12 protein-coding genes are annotated in these 16,533 nt (G+C 44.8%); 5 read left to right on the forward strand and 7 right to left on the reverse strand.

Translation table 11 applies throughout. The annotated features are described in order from the left end of the window. Window positions 1–630 carry an ADP-ribose diphosphatase gene (gene nudF / locus L3V33_RS21305; RefSeq protein ID WP_065207220.1) on the reverse strand — a complete coding sequence of 210 codons (630 nt, stop codon included), beginning with the start codon at window positions 628–630 and terminating at the stop codon, window positions 1–3. A 227-nt stretch (window positions 631–857) separates the two neighbouring features. Here nudF and tolC point away from each other — a divergent pair, with 227 nt between their 5' ends. Then, window positions 858–2,168: an outer membrane channel protein TolC gene (gene tolC / locus L3V33_RS21310; RefSeq protein ID WP_065207219.1), complete on the forward strand. Its 1,311-nt coding sequence runs from the start codon at window positions 858–860 to the stop codon at window positions 2,166–2,168. 129 nt (window positions 2,169–2,297) lie between these two features. On the opposite strand, the gene hldE is transcribed toward tolC, so the two are convergent. From hldE to L3V33_RS21325, 3 genes are all read right to left on the reverse strand, one after another. Further along, complete coding sequence (gene hldE / locus L3V33_RS21315; RefSeq protein WP_114632966.1) at window positions 2,298–3,728, reverse strand: bifunctional D-glycero-beta-D-manno-heptose-7-phosphate kinase/D-glycero-beta-D-manno-heptose 1-phosphate adenylyltransferase HldE; 1,431 nt, start codon at window positions 3,726–3,728, stop codon at window positions 2,298–2,300. Between the two features lie 121 nt (window positions 3,729–3,849). Further along, window positions 3,850–6,699: a bifunctional [glutamate--ammonia ligase]-adenylyl-L-tyrosine phosphorylase/[glutamate--ammonia-ligase] adenylyltransferase gene (glnE, locus tag L3V33_RS21320; RefSeq protein ID WP_237291155.1), complete on the reverse strand. Its 2,850-nt coding sequence runs from the start codon at window positions 6,697–6,699 to the stop codon at window positions 3,850–3,852. Between the two features lie 253 nt (window positions 6,700–6,952). Next, the gene (locus tag L3V33_RS21325) at window positions 6,953–8,209 is read right to left on the reverse strand and encodes a methyl-accepting chemotaxis protein (RefSeq protein WP_237291156.1); all 1,257 of its coding nucleotides are present in this window, start codon (window positions 8,207–8,209) and stop codon (window positions 6,953–6,955) included. 97 nt (window positions 8,210–8,306) lie between these two features. Here L3V33_RS21325 and L3V33_RS21330 point away from each other — a divergent pair, with 97 nt between their 5' ends. Next, the gene (locus tag L3V33_RS21330; protein WP_237291157.1) at window positions 8,307–9,056 is read left to right on the forward strand and encodes a potassium channel family protein; all 750 of its coding nucleotides are present in this window, start codon (window positions 8,307–8,309) and stop codon (window positions 9,054–9,056) included. A 51-nt stretch (window positions 9,057–9,107) separates the two neighbouring features. On the opposite strand, the gene L3V33_RS21335 is transcribed toward L3V33_RS21330, so the two are convergent. Continuing rightward, window positions 9,108–10,625 (reverse strand): inorganic triphosphatase, encoded by a 1,518-nt coding sequence (locus L3V33_RS21335; RefSeq protein ID WP_237291158.1) that lies wholly within the window; start codon window positions 10,623–10,625, stop codon window positions 9,108–9,110. Window positions 10,626–10,832: 207 nt separating this feature from the next. On the opposite strand from L3V33_RS21335, the gene L3V33_RS21340 reads away from it, so the two are divergent. The 3 genes from L3V33_RS21340 to L3V33_RS21350 all read left to right on the forward strand — a co-directional run bounded on the left by L3V33_RS21340 (window position 10,833) and on the right by L3V33_RS21350 (window position 13,721). Next, on the forward strand, window positions 10,833–11,513 hold the full coding sequence (locus L3V33_RS21340; RefSeq protein WP_004735960.1) for a TIGR00153 family protein: 681 nt from the start codon (window positions 10,833–10,835) through the stop codon (window positions 11,511–11,513). Window positions 11,514–11,641: 128 nt separating this feature from the next. After that, window positions 11,642–12,904, forward strand: a complete 1,263-nt coding sequence (locus L3V33_RS21345) for an inorganic phosphate transporter (RefSeq protein WP_017077661.1) — start codon at window positions 11,642–11,644, stop codon at window positions 12,902–12,904. 205 nt (window positions 12,905–13,109) lie between these two features. After that, window positions 13,110–13,721: a TIGR04211 family SH3 domain-containing protein gene (locus tag L3V33_RS21350; RefSeq protein WP_054547835.1), complete on the forward strand. Its 612-nt coding sequence runs from the start codon at window positions 13,110–13,112 to the stop codon at window positions 13,719–13,721. Window positions 13,722–13,850: 129 nt separating this feature from the next. Here the strand turns inward: L3V33_RS21350 and L3V33_RS21355 are convergent, their stop codons facing one another. Continuing rightward, window positions 13,851–14,834 (reverse strand): general secretion pathway protein GspB, encoded by a 984-nt coding sequence (locus L3V33_RS21355; RefSeq protein ID WP_237291159.1) that lies wholly within the window; start codon window positions 14,832–14,834, stop codon window positions 13,851–13,853. Further along, complete coding sequence (locus tag L3V33_RS21360) at window positions 14,834–16,504, reverse strand: ExeA family protein (RefSeq protein ID WP_186733150.1); 1,671 nt, start codon at window positions 16,502–16,504, stop codon at window positions 14,834–14,836. Before L3V33_RS21360 ends, L3V33_RS21355 begins: the two co-directional genes overlap by 1 nt. Window positions 16,505–16,533 lie beyond the last annotated feature (29 nt).

The raw sequence follows: 16,533 nt of genomic DNA on the forward strand, positions 1-16,533 counted from the left end.
TTAATCTATCCACTCTGACTGTAATTCTTGGTAGTTCAATTGTAGCCACTGTAGTGCAATGATCGTGGCGCCATTTTCAAACACACCGTCTTTTACCAACTGATAAGCCGCTTCGCGACTCATCACTTGCACACGAATGTCCTCACCTTCGTAGTCCAATCCGTGTACCCCTTTGGCTGTCGTTGCATCAACACAGCCAACAAATACGTCGAGCTTTTCTGAACAACCGCCAGATGAAGGGTAATACGAAGTGATAGGCAATACAGATCCGACTTCAACGCCCGCTTCTTCCATCGCTTCACGTCGGGCGACATCTTGTGGTGATTCATCGGTATCAATAATCCCAGCAACAATTTCGTATTGCCATGGGTTCTCATGCTCTAGAGCACCAACACGGATCTGTTCAACGATCACCACTTCATCACGAATAGGATCATAAGGTAACAAAGCGGCAGCATGTCCACGTTCAAACATCTCGCGCTCTATTGGTTGGCTCCAGCCCCCCTCAAACAGCTTATGTTTAAATGTGTATTTAACCATTTTGAAAAAACCACGAAACAGCGTCTCTTTTGAGACTATTTCCACATCTTGAGGAGTAAACTCATGTCGTTGATTGTCATACTGTTGCATTTGGTACCTCACTAAGTGATCTTTATAGTTTACTCATTGTCCGAGTTAACTACCAAGGATAAGGTTCAACTTTTTATATAAAATTTATAATTAAAGTTAAGTTTTAAAAAATAAATATTGCACAAGTGGATAGTTAAATGTAAAAAAGTGCAAAGTTTCGAGTAAATTACCACCAAACTGGGTTAAACTCTTTTGAAGAAAATTCCATTAAAGGCAGGAATAGGAAAATGAAAAAACTGCTTCCACTATTTATCAGTGCAGCAATCGGCAGCCTGAGTTCATCAGCTTTTGCTGATACGCTAGCTGAAGTTTACGACCAAGCAAAACAGAACGATCCACAACTTCTTCGTTCCGCAGCGCAGCGCGATGCCGCTTTTGAAGCAGTAACGTCAAGCCGTAGTGATTTGCTACCACAAATTGATTTAAGAGCTAACTACGATATCAACCGTGGTGATTTAAGCGATAAAAACAATGACAATAACCAATGGGGAGCTGGGATTTACTTTTCTCAAGAGCTCTACCAACGCTCTTCATGGATCACGCTAGATACGGCAGAGAAAACTGCTCGTCAATCTGATTCAGCGTACGCGGCAGAGCAACAAGCTTTGATCCTACGTGTAGCAACGGCATACTTTGAAGTACTTCGAGCTCAAGATAACCTAGAATTTGTTCGTGCAGAGAAAGCCGCTGTTGCTCGTCAACTAGAACAAACAAAGCAGCGCTTTGAAGTAGGTCTTTCAGCAATCACCGATGTACATGATGCGCAAGCTCAGTACGATGGCGTTTTAGCTGATGAAGTTTTAGCAGAGAACACTCTGATTAATAACTACGAAGGTCTACGTGAGATTACAGGTCAGGAACACTCTAACCTAAGCATCCTAGACACTGATCGTTTCTCAGCAAGCAAATCTTCTGAATCTGCAGCAGCACTTGTTGAACAAGCAGAGCAAAAGAACCTGAGCCTTTTAGCATCTCGTATTTCTCAAGATGTAGCGAAAGATAACATCACACTAGCAAGTTCTGGTCACCTACCAAGCTTGACGTTAGATGGTAGTTACTCTCTTGCGGATCAATCAAATAGCTCAAATAATTACGACCAAGATAACCTAAACCTAGGTTTGAACTTAGTTGTACCTCTATATACGGGTGGTAATACAACTTCTTTGACTAAACAGGCTGAATACAACTACGTTGCAGCAAGTGAAGATCTAGAAGCCACTTATCGTAGCGTTGTAAAAGACGTTCGTGCATTCAATAACAACATCACAGCTTCGATCGGCGCTCTACGTGCTTACGAACAGTCTGTTGTCTCTGCTCAGTCTGCTCTAGAAGCAACAGAAGCAGGTTTTGATGTCGGTACTCGTACTATCGTTGACGTACTAGATTCGACTCGTCGTCTATACGATGCGAACAAAAACCTTTCAGATGCTCGTTACAACTACATCCTAAGTGTGCTTCAGCTTCGTCAAGCCGTCGGTACGCTAAGCGAACAAGACATCGTTGATGTAAACGCAGGTCTAAAAGTAGCAAGTAAGTAATTCTTAATTACTCAGTTACCGTTACAAAAATGCCGCTCATTGAGCGGCATTTTTATTATCTATTGAAAGCTAATTCTCAGCCTAACTCAAAGGTTAAGCCTTGAGACTAGAAAACGAGAAGGCTAAAAGTTAGCCTCGACCACCTTTAATCGCTTTAATGATTTCAGTCGTAGAGCAACCATCTTCAAAGTTAAGTACTTTCACTTCACCACCAGCCGCAATCACTTCTTCACCACCAGCTATCTCTTCAGGTTTGTAATCACCACCTTTCACTAGAATGCTTGGTAGAACCTCAGAGATCAAACGTTGAGGTGTATCTTCAGAAAACGGAACCACCCAATCAACAGCGCCTAAGCCAGCCAATACCGCCATACGACGATCAGTTGGGTTCACAGGGCGACCTGGACCTTTCAAACGTTTGACTGATTCATCGGTATTCACTGCAACGATCAAACGATCACCCAGCTCAGCCGCGTGGTTCATGTAAGAAACATGGCCGGCATGCAGAATATCAAAGCAGCCATTGGTCATAACCACTGTCTCGCCTTTCGCACGAGCACGCTTCACCGCTTCAACCAGTGCCGCTTCAGAGATCACGCCGTAGTCAGTGTCTTGGCTACCATGAATCGCTTCCGCTAATTCAATCGTAGACAACGTCGATGTACCAAGTTTGCCAACTACCACACCAGCCGCAGCGTTCGCTAATGCACACGCTTCATCCAGTGGCTTACCAGCAGCAACAGAAGCCGCGAGTACCGAGATCACCGTATCACCCGCGCCTGTCACGTCATACACTTCTTTCGCTTGAGTCGGCAAGTGGAATGGCTCTAAACCTTTGCGAAGCAAAGTCATACCATGTTCGCTGCGCGTTACCAACAAAGCCTCGAAATCAAACTCTTCGATTAACGCGAGTCCTTTTTCGATCATTTCATCTTCAGATTTTACTTTACCCGCAACCAACTCGAACTCAGCCATATTTGGCGTAAGCAAAGTCGCACCACGGTAACGTTCAAAGTCTGCGCCTTTCGGGTCAATGAATACAGGAACCTTTGCCGCACGTGCTTTTTGAATGAAGCTCTGCACATGCTCCAAGGCACCTTTTGCGTAATCAGATAGGATTACCGAACGTACATTAGGAAGCGCTTGCTCCATGCGAGACAAAACAAGCTCGGGATCCGTGTTCTCAAATTTGTCTTCAAAATCAAGGCGGATTAGCTGTTGTCCTCGGCTCATCACTCGCAATTTAGTGATGGTTGGATAATCCTCTAACTCAACGAAATCACATTTAACTTTTAATGCACCTAGGGTGTTTTTTAACACCTCAGCAGGCTCATCTTTTCCAGTCAAACCAACGATATGAGCATGCCCACCAAGAGAGGCAATATTCATTGCTACGTTGGCAGCACCACCAGGACGCTCTTCGTTATTTTCTACTTTCACAACGGGTACAGGTGCTTCTGGTGAAATACGGCCAGTTGGGCCATACCAGTAACGGTCAAGCATTACGTCACCGACAACAAGAACGCCTGATTGGCTGTAGTCAGGTAGAATTGGTTTCATTATGGATCTCCAAAAATCGAATCTGGCTAGAGTCTAGCACACTGATTACAGTGGCTAAACCATATAAAAATGAGTAAAAGCCTATCAAGATAGACACATCAGTCACTACGCTATGACTTGGTTATGCTTCCATCCATTGCTTCCATGCTTGAACAACATGTTCCCTTTCCATCTCAAACTTCTCAATCGCCACATCCGCATCAAGGTTGAGTAGATTACGGTGATGGATCTCATCTCTTAACGTCGTATAGACGTTGGTTAATGCGATGCCTTGCTGCTCATCCATAATCCCCTGTGACAACAAGCTTTCAAAGATTCGTACATTGTCACACCAACGGGTGAGCTTAGGTTTTTCGTTGCTGTATCTCAGCACTAAGTATTGCGCCAAGAACTCAATATCAGTAATACCGCCCGCATCTTGTTTCAACATGAATCGATCGGCTTTTTTACCGCCTAAATGACCGCGCATTTTTTCACGCATATCCACAACGGACTTTTTGAGCGTTGCCTCATCACGAGCCAAGCACAGAACCTCATGGCGAGTTTTGTTAAATGCAGAAGCCAATAAGTCATCACCGTAGATCATGCGAGCGCGAGTTAGAGCTTGGTGCTCCCAAGTCCACGCATCATTGTGCTGATACTCGTCAAATGCATCCGTTGGACTAACCAATAGACCAGAGGCACCAGAAGGGCGTAGACGAGTATCGACCTCATACAAAATACCGGAAGCGGTTCTCGTTGAGAAAATATGAATAATTCGCTGTGCCAACCTTAAATAGAACTGGCGTCCATCAATCTCTTTCTTACCGTCAGTATAGATGTGTACCGGGCAGTCGTGCATGAACACGATATCGAGATCGGAGTTGTAGCCCAGCTCCCAGCCGCCAACTTTGCCATAACCAACAACTGCGAAGCCGCGGCCTTCACGATCTTTTACATGAGTCGGTTCACCAAACTTGGCCGATACTTGTAACCAAGCTTGGTTAATACCCGCCTCAACAATCGCTTCGGCTAAATAGGTAAGGTGATCACTGACCTTCATAACAGGTAATGCGCCCGCAATATCCGCGGCTGCAATCCTCAAGATACAAGTCTGCTTAAACTGACGCAGACCTTCCATCTGTTGCTCCATATCATCTTCAGGAATTCGAGCTAGGTAATCTCTCAACTCAGTCTTGTAAGACTCTAAAGGTACTGGATTATAGAGTTGTTGAGGGTCAATAAGTTCATCTAATAGAATTGGATAACGGCCAAGCTGCTCCGAAATCATCGGGCTCGCAGTACATAAACGAACTAACTGAGTTAACGCGGCTGGGTGCTCATCCAATAGCTCAAGGTAAGTGGTACGCGTGACTATTTTATGGAGAAGGTGCAACACCCGAGATAAACCAAACTCTGCATCCTTGGCGGTGTACAACGCTTGGAACACTTTAGGCATCAAGCGATTTAAAACCTCCCGCCCACGTGGGCCAAGGGTTTTCTTCGCTAAATCCGCTTTAAATTGGATAATGGTTTTCGCCGCTTCCATCGGGTTAGCAATCGCGATGTCATGCTCAAGAACCTGCTCAATCACGTCTTGCTTATGGGCCATATCCCACAATTCACTAAAGTGACTCGCGATTGGATTGGCGTCGTCTTCATCGACACCAATCAGATCTTCGAACACAGTATGTACATTCGCCATATGAACACGAGTTGCCGTAATCAAACTATCCCAATCAGCAAACTGCATTGCGACAGCGAGCTGCAGTTGCTCAAGCTCACCATCTGGTAAGGTTTGAGTTTGCTTGTCAGACATCGCTTGCAATAGGTTTTCAAGGCGACGTAAAAACAGGTAAGCCTCACGTAAATGACCGACTTCTTTGGTCTCTAATAAATTGAGAGACTCAATAGCACTTAACGTTTCTAGTAACCCTCGACCACGCAAACTAGGCTCGCGCCCGCCACGAATCAATTGAAAAACTTGCGCAATAAATTCAACTTCACGAATACCACCAGAACCAAGCTTGATGTTATTGGAGAGGCCACGACGGCGAACTTCACTGCTGATCATCGACTTCATTCGACGCAGAGATTGAATGGCACTGAAATCGATATAACGACGAAACACAAACGGGCGCAGCATCTGGCGAAGCTCTTGATATTCAGGGTACATTTCACTACCCATCACTCGCGCCTTAACCATCGCGTAGCGCTCCCAATCTCGGCCTTGTTCTTGATAGTAATCTTCTAGCGCAGCGTAACTCATGACCAGTGGACCACTCTCACCGAATGGACGCAGACGCATGTCTACTCGATAACAGAATCCATCAAAGGTTTGCTGATCAAGCGCCTTGATAATCCGTTGCCCTAAACGCGTGAAAAATTGGGCGTTGGCGATACTTCGTCGTGCCCCTTGGGTTTCACCATTTTCAGGGTAAGTAAAAATCAGATCGATATCAGAAGAGAAGTTAAGCTCACCACCACCGAGCTTGCCCATGCCAATGATCAACATTGGCTGCGCTTCACCTTGCTCATTGCAAGGTGTGCCCCACTCTTTACAACAAATATCGTACTGCCACTGATAGGTCTCGAAGATCATCGCCTCTGCCAACATCGATAGATGGATTAAGCTCTGCTCTAGCTCCCACTCGCCTAAAAAATCACGCCAAGCAATGTAGGTCATTTCTCGATTACGGAATTGACGCAGCACACGCTGGCCACTCATTTCATCGGCACAACCTGAAAGTAACTCGGCTAATCGCTGACGATACCCTTCAGCACGCTCTTCACATGCCAGCATATCAGGTAGAGAGTTGGATAAAACCGTATCACGCTGTAAACAATCAGCAACAAAACAACTTAAACCGAGTACACGTTTAAGATCTTCAATCATTGGCTCTGGCCAAGCATTGATGGCTTCACTTTGATGCTCTAATAATTGCTCAAAAGCAGACTGGGAATGCGTGGTGAGTTGAGAAGGCAATGGCATGTTTCTTCCTTGTGTAAGCTGCGCGCCGAACAATTGGTTCTGTTCTTTAGTAAATAGTTTTAACAGGCAAGTTTAACAACGAGCTTTGAGAACCTGTTTTAATATCTAAGGATAAGTTATACCAAAGTTACGCCAATAAAAAACGCCCACATTAGCAATGTGGGCGTTTTATCGGTTAACTTATCGAATCGGGTCTTTCCTAGCTATCGAATACTAGAAGTACCTCTGAGGAGTAAAGGCCAAGACCCCATGATTAAACCTTAAATTGTTTAATCTTACCGTCCAGTTCTTGTGCGTTGGTTTCCATGAGCTGAGAAGTCTCTAACAGTTCACCAACGACCACTACAGACGCTTCAACAAGCTCACGAACATTCGTTAGGTTAACACTCATCTCTTCAGCAACACTGCTCTGTTGGCCTGCAGCGGTCGCGATCTGGAAGTTCATATCATTAATTTGGTTGACTTGGCTTACGATGCCATCTAGCTCTGAACCAGCATTGGTTACCAGGTCAACGCCTTCAGCCGCTTCTACAACACTCTTCTCCATCAGCTCTACGGCAGAGTTAGCGCTGCTTTGTAGGTGACTGATCATGTCTTGAATCTCGACTGTCGCTTGTTGAGTACGCTGCGCAAGGTTACGAACCTCATCGGCAACAACCGCAAAACCACGTCCCGCTTCACCGGCACGCGCGGCTTCAATCGCTGCGTTCAGTGCTAACAGGTTCGTTTGTTCTGAAATACCTTGGATAGTACCCACAACGCTACCAATTGAGTCAACGCGCTCTTCTACTTGGTTTACCGCTGCTGCAGATGCTGCGATATCTGAAGATAACTCACTCATCTTAGAAACTGAGCCTTGAACGAACTTCTGACCGGTCAAGGCTTGGCCTGATGCCTGTTCAGTCAATGAAGAAGCACTTTGCGCATGCTCAGCGACAGTTTGCACGGTAGACGTCATCTCACTCATTGCTGTCGCTAGCTGATCGATCTCGTTGAACTCTTCTTGAGCCGAATCTTTGGTCTCTGACATGCTAATGGTCATCACTTCTGTCAGAGCAAATAACTCGTCTGAAGAGGCCACTTGAGTTTTGATCATGTCGTTCAGTTGGACGCGAGTTTTTTCAAGTTCGCGTGCCACATCGCCGTATTCATCTTTACAGTCCATTTCAATCGGCATTGATAGATTCTTATCGGCCATGGTTTTAATGGCGTCATTAAGGTACTGAGTTTGGCGAAGCATAACGCGCGCCGCCGCTAATAGAAGAACCACAAACACAATGATCATCATGGCTGTTTGCCAAGCCACTTGAACTAGGTAAGTCTCATAATGCTGCTGTGCAACTTGCGCATTATTGGTTACAGCAAGCAATGAATCGTAAAACGTACTTGCGTCCCATAACTGCTTCGAAATGATCAAGATAGTGCTGAATATCATCAGCATGACCATTTTTGGAACGAGACGAACGTCAGAGATTATCCTTTCCCACGGCTTGAATGACAGTTTAGTCATTGTCAGTTCTCCATTAATTCTTATATATTGATGGCTTCTATATCCGCGAGGTGGCTATGTCAGTCAAAGTTCGCGATTTATTTTGAGCCTCGTATGAATGTTAAATAGTATCAAAGACACAACCAAGCCGATGAGCTTATTATCACTGATTCTCTCTTTCTTAGCGTTATTTGTGATCTCAGGCTTATTGTTTGCACCGATTGATAAAGAATCAAAACAAGTTCTTATCGGCCTCGATTTTATAATCTGTAGTGTTTTTCTTTTTCAGCTCACGATTGATCTATTGAGATCTCAAAATAAGAAAGAATATCTAAAAGTACACTGGATCGATTTCTTAGCAAGCATCCCAATGATCGAACCACTTCGTTTCGCTCGCATTTTTCAGATCCTGCGTGTCATTCTTGTGCTCCGCTCGGGTAAACGTGTTTTTAGAGAGCTGTTTCGTAATCGCAAAGAAACCACACTCGCCTCAATTATTCTGCTGCTGGTTATTCTCCTAACCATAGGAGCAGGAACAATCCTGCTGTTAGAACACAAAGATCCCAATGCCAACATTACCACTGGCCAAGATGCTTTGTGGTGGGCTTTCGTTACCATCAGTACCGTAGGGTACGGTGATCATTACCCCGTGACGAACTCAGGGAAATTAGTCGCCTCTCTGGTGATCATTTGCGGTGTGGGTGTTTTTGGTATGATTTCAGGCTTGATTACTTCTCTGATCACCTCCCCCACTCACCATGAGAATCAACGAGCAGAAAACAAAGAGAAGCATCTTGAAAAGATTATAGAGCAACAACAGAAAATACTAGAGCGACTAGAAAAGCTCGAGCAACAAACAAAAAAATAGGGCCGAAGCCCTATTTTCAAATTCATACTTATACTGATATCGGTATTGAGTTTAGTCTTGCCAGTATGGCTCAACCTCAACGCTGATTTGTCGTGTCTGCTCCATCGCATGCAGAATAGACACTTCTTGGCGAGCCAACCAACGCTCTAGCTGAACTTTCTCATCGCCTTCCAACTTCTCAGTCAAAGGCTCCAATGTTTTAAGTGCCAGCAAGTCATCAATGCCTTGCACCATATCGGCCCATGGCAAACGGAAGCTGTTTCGTTCATCGTCATCATACAAGCTCGCGAAACCAACGCCAGAATACAGATTACGCATCAAACGGTATTGCTGATCAATATACGCTTGGCTGGTCATCACTCGCTCTGGCGGGAAAGCTTCCATCAAATCGGCCCATGTGCGATCGAGTTGCTGCACGGAAAACCATTCGATACCACGAGCCATTTGCTCACGTGCCTTTTCATCTAAGAAAGGTTGCCAGCCACGAGACAAGATCCAACGACTCAGATCTAATAATAAACCGGTGTATCGAGCAGAACTCAGCAAGGTCAGAAGATCTTCACGATCTGGCAGTTGCTGTTGCATCTCTTTAAGCTCAGCGACCAAGAACTTACGTGCATCTAGCTTACGCAGCACGTGGCCTTTATCTTCGAGCAAATCTTCGAAGTGGTCATAACTTTTTAGCCAATCAAGTTCTTGCTCAAGCCACTTAAGTTCTTGGCGTAAAATAGCACTCGCACGTCTTGGAACAATGTCACCATAGATAGTGAAGGTTTGACGAATAAAACTTAGCGAATGGCTTATCTCATGTAACGCTTCAATCGATTGACGCTCGGTGAAGATCTGCTCGTGAGAGTGCCAATGAGCGAGAGCATGCTCTAAAGATTGAATGAAACACGATTCAACAGTATCACTTTTGTCAGTATCAACTAAGGTCAAAGGAGTGACTTCATCTCCTTGATAACCTTGAGCAAGGCGGTAACCCTTAGCGGCTTTGCTGAGATTCCCCAAACGCATGCCACCTTGTTCGCAAAATTGACGAGACAATGTAAATAGAGCATCCGTTTGACCCGATTTAAGTTCTAATTCGACTTCGCAAATCGGTTCTTGCAGATCGCCTGACTCAACGAAGCCTTGGTCGAACGCAACCTCAACCTGGCTGCCATCTGGCATACCAATCAACCACTGCTCACGAGTGAAGTTGGTAGAGAACAGAGGAGTCAGCTCAGCTTGCAACGTTTCGATGTCTTTACCCGCTGGCCAGATATCCTCTGGATGTAGGGCTAGCTTAGGTTCATTGCTATCGTGTTCTGCATTGTATTCAGGCCTTTGATGCAGACCAGCAACCACACGACCAGCCGTCTTTACGGTTTGTACAAATACGTCATCAAAACGTCGAATACGCAAGCCAATATCGTGCTTACGTAGCCAGTTGTCAGGGGTGTCAAAGTAGATGTTACCTAGCTCGCGACAACTGTGCTGAAGTACTTTAGTTTCAGCAATTTTATTGCGTAAAGTCTCTGAAAAATCAGGAGAAACAAAAAACTTCAGTTCTATCTCGGTTTCCATAGTTATACCTTTCTGTGAAGATAGGGACAGGATATTGCCAATTTGAAAACTCAGCAAGTCAGAAATATCGCCCTTATGATGATCTAAAACAGTTTTAATGAGACATTGATTAGGTTAACATGCGCGACTTTGTAGCCATCGCTTAACATTTCACCATGAATATGGTGTATGTTGTTTTAAGGTTATTATTTATTAGGTTGGATGACCATGCCAGTAAATACAATTATGGGGTTATTTGCAAAGTCCCCAATTAAACCTTTGCAGCGTCACGTAGTATGCGTGAACGAATGTTGTTCTCACCTAGTTAATTTCTTTGAAGTTTCTTCAAAGGGTGACTGGGAGAAAGCATCAGAAATTCGAGCTCAAATTTCTCACCTTGAGAAAGAAGCTGACGTACTAAAACGTGAAATTCGCCTTAAACTTCCTCGTGGTTTGTTTATGCCAGTTGATCGCACCGATATGTTGGAGCTATTAACTCAACAAGACAAACTCGCAAACCTAGCGAAAGACATTGCTGGCCGTGTATATGGTCGTCAACTTGTCATTCCTGCTCCAATGCAAGAAAACTTCATCGCTTACGTTAAACGCTGTCTAGATGCAGCGAACCAAGCACAAAACGTAATCAATGAATTAGACGAATTACTTGAGACTGGCTTTAAGGGCCGTGAAGTAACACTCGTTGCTGAAATGATTCATCAGTTAGATGTAATTGAAGATGACACGGACGCGATGCAGATCGAATTACGCCAACAATTAATGGCGATTGAAGACGATATGAATCCAGTTGACATCATGTTCTTATACAAAATTCTTGAATGGGTTGGTGGTATTGCAGATCAAGCACAGCGTGTAGGCGCTCGTCTTGAAGTAATGCTTTCTCGATCTTAAATCATACGCTAACTATATAACGAAGAGCATTTTTTAACCAAACCACTTATGCGCTGAGTATTCCTCTCGCTGAGCGGTTTTTTGCGTCTAAATTTGTTCCGCTTGTTATCAAACAACTAGGTATTACGATGGATATCCTTGCTAACTACGGCACTGTCCTGATTATTGTTGCAGCAGCTTTCGGTTTCTTGATGGCTATTGGTATTGGTGCAAATGACGTTGCGAATGCAATGGGCACTTCAGTAGGCTCTAAAGCTCTAACCGTAAAACAAGCGATCATTATCGCAATGATCTTTGAATTCGCAGGTGCTTACCTTGCGGGCGGCGAAGTAACTGACACGATCCGTAAAGGTGTTATCGAAACGTCTCTATTCGCTCATCAACCTGACGTACTTGTGTACGGCATGATGTCGGCGCTACTGGCTGCTGGTACATGGTTGCTTCTAGCATCATACATGGGCTGGCCAGTATCAACGACTCACTCGATCATCGGTGCAATCATCGGTTTTGCTTGTGTGTCTGTAGGTACAGAAGCTGTAGATTGGAACAGCGTTCAAGGTATTGTGGGTAGTTGGATTGTCACACCGTTGATTTCCGGCATCTTCGCCTATCTTATTTTTGTCAGTGCCCAACGACTGATATTCGATACAGAAAATCCGTTGTTTAACGCTAAGCGTTTTGTGCCTGTGTACATGTTCATTACGACAATGGTCATTGCACTTGTAACAATTAAGAAAGGTCTTAAGCACGTTGGCCTTCACCTAAGCGGCACTGAAGCCTGGTTATGGGCAGCTGGTGTTTCTGCTCTAGTCATGGTTGGCGGTTACTTATACATTCAAAAGAAATTTGCTAATCGCGAAGAAGACCATGGCTTTGCTGGCGTTGAAGGTATCTTCAGCGTACTAATGGTTATCACAGCTTGTGCGATGGCATTCGCACACGGTTCAAATGACGTTGCGAATGCGATTGGTCCACTGTCTGCTGTTGTTTCAACGGTTGAGCACATGGGTGAAATCTCAGGTAAGAGCACTATCGCATGGTGGATTCTTCCACTAGGTGGTATTGGTATCGTTGTTGGTCTTGCTACCATGGGTCATAAAGTAATGGCAACCGTGGGTACTGGTATTACAGAACTAACACCTAGCCGTGGCTTTGCCGCTCAACTAGCAACGGCATGTACGGTTGTACTGGCTTCTGGTACTGGCCTTCCGATTTCAACCACGCAAACATTGGTTGGTGCGGTTTTAGGTGTCGGTTTTGCTCGTGGTATCGCAGCACTCAACCTAGGCGTTGTGCGTAACATCGTTGCTTCGTGGATTGTAACGCTACCTGCAGGTGCTCTACTTGCTGTTGTGTTCTTCTACGCAATTCAGGCTATGTTTACTATGTAATAGCCCTGGCGTTAGTAAATATTAGCGTCAGAAAACGGTGAGCTTCGGTAATGATATGTAAATACCATGTCATTATTGACTCAAACGCACAGAAAGGGAGGCTTTGCCTCCCTTCTTTGTTGCACCGCATAAAGAAACTAAATATTATTTGCTCATTGAGGCTGACTCATACGCCTACCCAATTTGAATCGTTAAGGGATTTACTGTGAAAAAACTGATTAGCTTAGTTTTGCTCGCAATGCTTGCGGCTCCAGCTGCCTTTGCACAAGACCGTTATATTGCTGACAAACTATTTACTTATATGCATTCTGGCCCAAACAACACATTCCGTATCATCGGTAGTGTTGATGCTGGTGAAAAGATTACTTACCTACAAACTAACAAGAGCACGGGTTACACCCAGGTTCAAGACAGCCGCGGCCGTAAAGGCTGGGTAGAAAGTAAGTTTGTAAGCACTCAAGAAAGCATGGCTCTGCGTATGCCTAAGCTAGAGAAAGAGCTGACTGAAGTTAAAGGCAAGCTAGCGAATGCTCGTCAAAGTGCTGACAGCGAAAAAGCTGGCCTAGCGAGCTCTCTAGACTCTCGTAACAAGCAAATTTCTGAACTTGAGCAAAACTACAGCGAGATTAGCCAACAACTTACGAGTTCTCAAACAGAGAACCGTGAGCTACGCGCTAAGCTAGACACTCAAAAAGATGATCTACTACTGAAATACTTTATGTATGGTGGTGGTGTTGCTGGTATTGGTCTACTTCTTGGTCTTGTCCTGCCACACATTATACCTCGTCGCAGAAAGTCACCAAACGGCTGGTCGTAAGCTGGTCACTTTACCTGTTTGGCTTATCTTGCGCTAAACAGAGTAAATTCAGTATCGAATATCAAAAAGGAGCACCTCGGTGCTCCTTTTTATTTGTCTGTTCTCTAAGTCTCTGGGGCTATCTAGCTTTTAGCCTTTCCACTCGTACAGAGCGGGGATTTCTATTTTCTGTTGATTGAACTCGATAATCACTGATTGTGGCTTAATCTCCAGTAATTGAATGTCTTGTCCAATCCAATCTCCTTGCGCCACTTCTTGGCCATTCACTTTTACCCAACGCTTGGTTTCACTACTCGAATACATGTGAGTTTGCAGGTCTAGCTTAGGTAATACCCCAGATAAACTATTGCTGTGAGACTCTAACTCTATGACCTGAGACCCTACCTGCCCTGCTGGACGTGAGTCCATTGGCTCAAGTGCGCTTTGTTGCTCACCCATCATTGATTCAAGCTTTAAGGCCAAATCAGGTGGTAACTCACTGAGATCTAGCCCTTGCAGTAAATCACTGTCCGATTGCAGAGCCGTATTCTCATTGCTTACACCTGGCTGAATCTCTTGCTGAGCTAGTGATAACTCTGACTCTTCTGATGTTCGCGCACTACTCTCTGAACTAGCCACAGGCACAATAGCTCCACCAGCGACATTCGTACTTTCAGAGCCAATCTGCGCATACACCTCTTGGCGTGGCAGTGCTTTCAAAGGTTGGCTTACTGGTGCTGGGCGAACTGCGAATAATACTTCATCTTCTGCATCCACTGACACAGCATCCACATTGGCTATATCAGCATCAGCGATTTGAGGCTCAAGGTCTGATTGAGATTTTGATTCAGGCAGAGCGACATAGGTAGCTTGGCTAGCCGAATTTTTTTGTTGGTTATACGATTGATAAGCCAGAACACCACCCACCAACAAAGAAGGCACCAAGATAAGGAGTAGCCCCATGGCTAACGATGAGCCTCGTTTATTGCTAATCCCTTTAACAGAACTTGGCACATGATGATTTTGGTAGCCTTTGAAGCTGGGGCTATTAAAAGATGATTGTTTAAGAGACGCTTGGTTAAGAGGCGGCTGCTTAGCAGACGACTGATTAAGCTCATGCATAATGCGTGACATTAACTTGCGCCTCCATCGAGTGACATCAACTTAGGCGAGTCGAGTTGAGCCAATCTTTGTAATCTTGCCAGCGTGCGTTTTCCTGCAATGCCATCGACTGACATGCCTTGCCACATTTGAAACGCTTCAATTTTCATTTTTAACTCATAGTCAAATACATCACTGCCCGATACGTCTTCACCCAAAACTTCAGACAATAGCAGATCAAGTAGTGCAATCGCCTCACCTTGATAACCCTCTTTGAGCGTCTCTCTGAGTGGCTGTTTCCAAATCGCGACATAATCACCTTGCCAGATTTTCTTTAAGGTACGCTTAGGCATCACCAAAAGCTTTTCGTTAACGAGGAGCTCGACAGACTCCTCAGACGCACCATAAAGCACAGCAAACACTGGCTCTTGAACGATATCCAGATTAAGGACCACGGGTACGCCAAGATCTAACAATGTATCCAAATTTGACTGTTGTTGCTCGCACACAAATACACTTTGCGGCTCACTTAAGCACAAGCCATCACGCAGTGAAGACTGATATCCCCAGAGCGTATACAAGTCCTTAATAGCGAGAGAACGATTGGTTCCCTGCATCAAGTGCTGTTGAATATCTTGTGGTAAAGCAAACTTGGAAGGTTTTGGCTCAGCAACCAACTGAGGTTCATTCGCCACCAAAGAGCGCTGAGTCTGTGCAGACACTTCTGTTTTCATTTCACTTGAAGTCTCAACCGACTGCCATGAATTGATATAGCTTGGAGCAAAATTAAAGGTCGCGATTGCAAGGCCGACACTTAATGTAGCAATCCCTGCGTATTGGAATAACTTGGGTACGACGAGAGAAGCTCGAGGCTTTTCGACATGATACACATCGGCCTGAAACGACATAACCTGCTGACACGCTCGGTTAACCGTTTCATTGTTCGGTAATGGCTCACCATCATGAAAAGCCAATTGCAGGGCTTTGTCACACACCAAGTTAATGAGCCTTGGAATACCATGAGTATATTGAGCGATCAACTTGATTGAACGATTCGAAAACAGCATCTGCTCGCCACCCGCCGTTTCTAAACGAAACGCGATGTACTTGCCTGTCTCTTCAGTATTAAGAGGCAGTAAGTGATAGCGACCTGTAATACGCTGTGCTAGCTGACGTAATTGAGTGGTTTGTAAGTGCTGTTGTAATTCCGGCTGGCCGACCAACAGTACTTTTAACAGCTTGCGACTGTCGGTTTCTAAATTGGTCAGAAGGCGCAGCTGCTCCAGCACATCAGCTGCGAGATGTTGGGCTTCATCAATCACCAATAAGGTTTGAATGCCTTCAGCATGACTATCGAGCAGGAAGTGATGAATGGCCTGACTCAGCTGTTTCAACGATGCTTGTTCAGGGTACTCAACCTCAAACTCATCACAGATAGCTTCCAGTAAATCCGTATTCGAAAACGTAGGGTTAAGTATAAGGCCAGCTTGAGTCTGATTATCGAGTGATGACAACATCGCTTTGGCGACCGTTGTTTTTCCTGTACCGACTTCACCAGTAAGCATCGCAAAGCCCCCTCCTTCGCCTAAACCGGCTTGTAGGTTCTGCATCGCTTCTTGGTGACGCTGACTTAAAAACAAGTAGCGAGAATTTGGTACAATCGAAAATGGCATCTCAACGAAGCCAAAATATTCCTTATACATGTGCTGCCCTATAATTACGATTAATGGAA

The organism is Vibrio sp. A2-1, assembly GCF_021728355.1.
Taxonomy (GTDB): domain Bacteria; phylum Pseudomonadota; class Gammaproteobacteria; order Enterobacterales; family Vibrionaceae; genus Vibrio; species Vibrio splendidus_K.

What these genes read in the sequence shown, in the direction of transcription:
- L3V33_RS21335 (WP_237291158.1), bottom strand. Translation starts at nt 10,625, where the DNA reads ATGGAAACCGAGATAGAACTGAAGTTTTTTGTTTCTCCTGATTTTTCA.
- hldE (WP_114632966.1), bottom strand. Translation starts at nt 3,728, where the DNA reads ATGAAACCAATTCTACCTGACTACAGCCAATCAGGCGTTCTTGTTGTC.
- L3V33_RS21345 (WP_017077661.1), top strand. Translation starts at nt 11,642, where the DNA reads ATGGATATCCTTGCTAACTACGGCACTGTCCTGATTATTGTTGCAGCA.
- L3V33_RS21325 (WP_237291156.1), bottom strand. Translation starts at nt 8,209, where the DNA reads ATGACTAAACTGTCATTCAAGCCGTGGGAAAGGATAATCTCTGACGTT.
- nudF (WP_065207220.1), bottom strand. Translation starts at nt 630, where the DNA reads ATGCAACAGTATGACAATCAACGACATGAGTTTACTCCTCAAGATGTG.
- tolC (WP_065207219.1), top strand. Translation starts at nt 858, where the DNA reads ATGAAAAAACTGCTTCCACTATTTATCAGTGCAGCAATCGGCAGCCTG.
- L3V33_RS21360 (WP_186733150.1), bottom strand. Translation starts at nt 16,504, where the DNA reads ATGTATAAGGAATATTTTGGCTTCGTTGAGATGCCATTTTCGATTGTA.
- L3V33_RS21355 (WP_237291159.1), bottom strand. Translation starts at nt 14,834, where the DNA reads ATGTCACGCATTATGCATGAGCTTAATCAGTCGTCTGCTAAGCAGCCG.
- glnE (WP_237291155.1), bottom strand. Translation starts at nt 6,699, where the DNA reads ATGCCATTGCCTTCTCAACTCACCACGCATTCCCAGTCTGCTTTTGAG.
- L3V33_RS21340 (WP_004735960.1), top strand. Translation starts at nt 10,833, where the DNA reads ATGCCAGTAAATACAATTATGGGGTTATTTGCAAAGTCCCCAATTAAA.
- L3V33_RS21330 (WP_237291157.1), top strand. Translation starts at nt 8,307, where the DNA reads ATGTTAAATAGTATCAAAGACACAACCAAGCCGATGAGCTTATTATCA.